Source organism: Aeromonas sp. HMWF014, from assembly GCF_963878295.1.
GTDB lineage: Bacteria > Pseudomonadota > Gammaproteobacteria > Enterobacterales > Aeromonadaceae > Aeromonas > Aeromonas popoffii.
The window spans coordinates 4,054-9,514 of record NZ_CAWNYS010000105.1; the positions used below are offsets into that span (position 1 = coordinate 4,054).

Annotated in this window: 4 protein-coding genes and 3 pseudogenes; 4 read left to right on the forward strand and 3 right to left on the reverse strand. The window is 61.5% G+C overall.

The window, feature by feature from the left end:
- A pseudogene (locus tag AAC083_RS04000) lies at positions 1-415 on the reverse strand (electron transfer flavoprotein subunit alpha/FixB family protein); the annotation flags it as partial.
- Between the two features lie 94 nt (positions 416-509).
- Complete coding sequence (locus AAC083_RS04005) at positions 510-1,262, reverse strand: electron transfer flavoprotein subunit beta/FixA family protein (protein WP_042034890.1); 753 nt, start codon at positions 1,260-1,262, stop codon at positions 510-512.
- Positions 1,263-1,388: 126 nt separating this feature from the next.
- Here AAC083_RS04005 and AAC083_RS04010 point away from each other — a divergent pair, with 126 nt between their 5' ends.
- From AAC083_RS04010 to AAC083_RS04020, 4 genes and pseudogenes are all read left to right on the forward strand, one after another.
- Entirely contained in the window at positions 1,389-3,047 is a 1,659-nt protein-coding gene (locus AAC083_RS04010; RefSeq protein ID WP_108535868.1) for an electron transfer flavoprotein-ubiquinone oxidoreductase, read from the forward strand.
- 28 nt (positions 3,048-3,075) lie between these two features.
- Positions 3,076-3,147: pseudogene (locus AAC083_RS22895) on the forward strand (4Fe-4S dicluster domain-containing protein); the annotation flags it as partial.
- Positions 3,148-3,433: 286 nt separating this feature from the next.
- The gene (corA, locus tag AAC083_RS04015) at positions 3,434-4,381 is read left to right on the forward strand and encodes a magnesium/cobalt transporter CorA (RefSeq protein ID WP_042034893.1); all 948 of its coding nucleotides are present in this window, start codon (positions 3,434-3,436) and stop codon (positions 4,379-4,381) included.
- 151 nt (positions 4,382-4,532) lie between these two features.
- A complete protein-coding gene (locus AAC083_RS04020; RefSeq protein WP_108535869.1) occupies positions 4,533-4,994 on the forward strand; it encodes a DUF2919 domain-containing protein in 462 nt (153 codons plus the stop codon).
- 15 nt (positions 4,995-5,009) lie between these two features.
- Here AAC083_RS04020 and AAC083_RS22900 read toward each other — a convergent pair.
- Positions 5,010-5,461, reverse strand: a pseudogene (locus AAC083_RS22900) (hypothetical protein); the annotation flags it as partial.

Below are 5,461 nucleotides of genomic sequence, written 5' to 3' on the forward strand. Positions count from 1 at the left end.
TGCTCGCCACCCGGGCAACGGCATTGCCCGCGTAGATAGGACGCAGGAAGGTATCGCCGCTCTCTATACCAGTCACCTCGGAGAGCATCTCCACCCCGAGCCTAGCCGCGACCCGTGGCAGCAGATCCTTGCCCTGGGTGCTGGCCGCCATCAGACAGTGCTGATAGTCACGTGCAATGTGGGCGAGCAGCGGATCAACCCCGTCGTTCAGCCGTTCCGCCAGTATGGGATGCTCGGCCAGCAGCACCCTGTTCACCCCTTGCAGACAAGCGGCCTGTTCGCCCGCCTCGGTCAGCCCCTGACCCAGCAGCAACAGATGCACCTCGCCGCCAAGCTGGCCTGCCGCCGTGACCAGCTGGGCCACGTTGTCGGCAAGCCTGCCCTGATGATGTTCCGCAATAACCAGTACGCTCATGGCAGCACCCTATCGTTAGTAACGCTTTCCATCGCGCCAGCCCTCATACCAACCAGGGGCAGGCACGCACTATGTTTCACCATCATCAATGCGTTCATGGCAGTACCTTGGCTTCGTGCTTGAGTTTGTCCAGCAGCTCGTCCACCGAGCCGACCCGGATGCCGGCACGACGCCCCGGCGGTGCCATCACACCAAGCAGCCGGGTATGGCCGGCGGGTTCGACGCCGAGGGTCGCGAAGGGAGCACTCTCGAGCGGCTTGCGCTTGGCCTTCATGATGTTGGGGAGCGATGCAAAGCGAGGTTCGTTCAGGCGCAGATCCACCGTCACCACGGCAGGCAACGGCATACCGAGGGTCTCCAGGCCACCGTCGATCTCGCGGGTCACCTGCAACTCCCCCTCCACCAGCTTGATGGCGGAGGCGAAGGTAGCCAGCGGCCAATCGGTGAGGGCTGAGAGCATCTGGCCCACCTGGTTGTTGTCAGAATCGATGGACTGCTTGCCAAGCAGCACCAGATCCGGCCGCTCCTGCTCACACACCTGTTGCAGGGCGCGCGCCACGGTAAGCGGAGTAAGGGTCTCATCGATCACATAATGGCGGGCCCGATCCGCCCCCAGCGCCAGGGCATGGCGCAACTGCTCGACCGCCGCCTCCGGTCCGAAGGTCACCACCACCAGCTCGGTCGCGATGCCGGCTTCACGTAGCCTCACCCCCTCCTCCACCGCAATTTCACAAAACGGGTTGATCCCCATCTTCACATTGGCGAGCTCCACGTCGGAGCCATCGCTCTTGACCCGGATCTTGACGTTGTAATCCAGTACCCGCTTGATCGCGACCAGCAGCTTCATGACGCGCATCCCTCGCTTCGGTTGAGTGAATCCATTGACGAGCCCTCGCATTTTTTTGCTTACAATTGCTTTACGTTTACGTAAACTACCAGCACTACCCTAGGCCAAGTCAAGCGCAGAGGCAAGATGGAACGCGAAGCAATGGAATTTGATGTCGTCATCGTCGGTGGCGGCCCGGCAGGCCTCAGTGCCGCCATCGCCCTGAAGCAGCACAATGCCGATCTCTCGGTCTGTCTGCTGGAAAAGGGGGCGGAAGTCGGCGCCCATCTGCTCTCCGGTGCCCTGTTTGATCCCGTCGCCCTCAAGGAGCTGTTGCCGGACAGCTGGCAGCAGGCGCCCCTTGGCATACCAGTTAACGATGATCAGGTGCATCTGTTACAAAACGAGCGGCGCGCCCTGCAACTGCCCCATTGGGCTGTGCCGCCGCGCATGCACAACGATGGCAGCCATATCCTCAGCCTGGGCAACCTCTGCCGCTGGCTCGGTCAACAGGCCGAGCAGCTGGGAGTCGAAATATACCCGGGTTTTACCGCAAGCAAGCTCATCATGGAAGCGGGACGGGTGAGAGGTGTGATCACCGGCGATCTCGGGCTGGACAGAGCTGGCAATCCCAAGGCGGATCACGTGCCCGGCATGGCGCTCTATGGCCGCTACACCCTGTTTGCCGAAGGGGCTCGCGGCCATCTGGGCAAGCAGTTGATCGCCGAGTTCAATCTGGAAAACAGCGCCCAGCCGCAGCACTATGCTATCGGCTTCAAGGAGCTCTGGCAGGTGCCCGCAGAGCAGGCCAAGCCGGGTCTGGTGCTCCATGGCAGCGGCTGGCCACTGGTCGAGCGCCGAGCCAGCAAGAGCCAGGGCGGCTTCTACCTCTATCACATGGAAGGCAATCAGGTGACGGTCGGGCTCATTGTCGATCTTAACTACAGCAACCCCTGGCTCAGCCCGTTCGACGAGTTCCAGCGCCTCAAGCACCATCCACTCATCGCGCAGACCCTGCAGGGCGGCGAGCGCATCAGCTACGGTGCCCGCGCCATTACCAAGGGCGGCTGGCACTCCCTGCCGCGCATGCACTTTCCCGGTGGGCTGCTGATCGGCTGCGATGCCGGCACTCTGGACTTTTCCCGCATCAAGGGCATTCACACCGCCATGAAATCAGGCATGCTGGCGGCGAAAACCGTCGCCATGAGTCTGCGCGGCGGCGATGAGGGGGGCCAGGATCTGGCCGAGTACAGCGATGCGTTGCAACAGAGCTGGCTGGGGCAGGAGCTGAAGAGTGCCCGCAACTTCGGCGCAGCCCTGCATCGCTGGGGCCCCTTGCTTGGCGGCGCCTTCAACTGGCTGGAGCAACGGCTGCCTCGGTCTCTGCTCTCCCAGCGGGGATCCCCTTTTACCCTGCTGGACAGGGAGCCGGACTACCGTCAACTGCGCATGGCCAGCCGCTGCGATCCCATCGATTATCCCAAGCCCGATGGCAAACTCAGCTTTGACAAGCCCTCCTCCGTCTATCTGGCCAACACCAGTCACGATGAGGATCAACCCTGCCACCTCACGTTACAGGACGCGAGTATCCCGGTGGCGGTCAACCTGCCCACTTGGGCCGAGCCCGCCCAGCGTTACTGCCCGGCCGGGGTGTTCGAGATAGTGGAAAGCGAGCGCCAGCCTTACTTGCAGATCAACGCAGCCAACTGCATTCACTGCAAGACCTGTGACATCAAGGATCCCAGCCAGAACATCATCTGGACGCCACCGCAAGGAGGGTCCGGACCCAACTATCCCAATATGTGACGGGCTGCCCCCCATACAGACCAGCGGCGACATCAAGGATACACAATTCCAGCACATCGTCTGGACGCCACCGCAAGGAGGGTCCGGACCCAACTATCCCACTAAGGTCTATCCCCCCAGACGGGCACTCGGCGCAATGCGGCAGTCAACAGGCTGTCACTTTCACGGCCAGTTCCGCTGATCCGACCTCGCTGTTTTTTTGAGCGAACAGGCTGAACCTCGGATGAATAGGCCCTGACAAGCACGCCCCGCCCCTGTATAGTTCGCCGCATTCAGGTTTTCCATCGGCCCGTTTTGCTTATCCACGGGATCGCTTTCTATGCGATCTAGGCCGCATGACCTGTGCAACCATCCCTGATTACCCATGACTTTTTAAGGGGGGACAGATGATCACCGCCTACATTCTCAATAACAAGGTACTGGACATCATCACGCTCGGGCCTGACGACATAGTGCCTGACAACACCGTCTGGCTGGATGCCTACAAGCCGGACACGGCAGAGCGAGAATGGTTGACGGGCCTGTTTCTGGAAGAGGTCCCCGACAAGGAAGAGCTGGACGACATCGAAGCATCCGCCCGTTTCTACTGGGATACCGATGGTCTGCACATTCACTCCCTGTTCCCCCAGCGGATCGGCCGTGACACCAAGGGTGTCCACGTCTCTTTTACCCTGCGCAACAACCTGCTGATCAGCATCCGCGAGGATGACATCGGCCTGGTACGCCTGCTGCGTCACTATATGCGCCAGGACAGGCTGGAGGTGGAGGATGCCCTCGACATCCTGCTGGAGGTGCAAAATCTCAAGGTGGAATACCTCTCGGATCTCATCGAAGACGGTTACAAGACCCTGGAGAACACCGCCGATCAGATCTTCGAACCGGATCAGATCAACCCCATGCTCAAAGAGTTGATGGCGCAGGAAGAGGCCAACGGCCAGATCCGTCTCTCTCTGCACGATACCCGTCGCGCCTTGCGCTTCCTCAAACGCAGCCTTCGCCAGCGCATGAGTCTGGAGCAGAACAAGTGGATCGACGAGATGCTGCACGACGTGGAGTCCCTCTTGCCCCACACCCAGTTCCTGTTCGACAAGATCAACTTCCAGCTGGAGGCCTCCATGGGGGTCACCAATCTGGAGCAGAACAAGGTGATCAAGATCTTCTCGGTTGCCGCCGTGATCTTCCTGCCGCCGACCCTGATCGCCAGTATCTACGGCATGAACTTCGGTCGCATGCCGGAGCTCGCCTGGGAGTATGGCTATCCCATGTCGCTGGTGTTGATGGTGATGTCATCGCTCGGTACCGGCCTCTTCTTCAAGCGCCGAGGCTGGCTGTAAACACCGCCAGACAGTGCGATAACAAGAGACGATGAATTGGGGGGCATTGGCCCCCGATTAATTCGTGTCCCCCGGCACGCCTTGCAAAGGGCCCCAGCCTGCCCCATATCCTCTTCATCATTTGCACAACCCAAGCGGATAACGGGCGACCATGACCCTCTACCCCGAACACAGATATGACGATCACGGCCAGCTGCGCCCTCCCCTCTGGTTTTGGCCCATCGCCCTCTTGCTAACCCGCTCGGTCTGGCTGTTTCTGATGGCCGGCGTCACCCGCGAGAGCGGCAGCGAGATCCTGGCCCTCTTCTATCCGGACAAGATCAGCCTCTACATCAGCCTGCTGACCGACGTACCCGCCATGCTGGCGCTGCTCGCCTTTGGCGGCACCTATCAGCAGACTGACAGCGTACGGGCCTGGCTCAGACGCCACAGCCGCGGCCTCTTGCTCTGCTCCACCGTCAGCGGCCTGGTGATGCAGCTGCACAGCCTCAACCTGCAGAAATGGTCGTTCAGCTGGCCTACCGCCCTGGTGCTGATCGGCAGCCTCTGGGCACTCTGGTACCTGCTGCGCAGCCGCCAGATCCGCGAATACGCAGCCGATCAACCCCACTGATCACGCAGAGGTCACTCATTGACGAGTGACCCGGATCTGCAGGGTCTGGCGATCGCTCTGGCTGCTGCGGCCCCCCTGCAACTGAGTGCCCAGGCGGCTTCCTTGCTGGGCTGAACTGGTGGATAGTTCCCCCACCGTCAGCCACTGGCCCGGGGCCCCGCTCACCTCGGTGGCACTCTGCCCCGTGCTGACAGTGCCCTGCTCCAGCCTCGCCTGCTCGCTGCTCAGCGCTATCTGCACCCGCTCCCCAATCAGGGTGGCGGTGGCATAGAGGCCGTTGATGAGCGGCATCAGACCCACCACCTGACCGCCGCGCCACTGATAGAAGGTGACCGGCTGGTAGGAGCCCATCTGCAGTAACACGGGCCGCCCCGACAGGCCGCGCACCTGCCAGCTGTCGTTCTGGCGACGCTGGTATTGGCGGGCATCGCCTTCCAGCAGCCACTGCCGCTTGGCCGCATCACGAC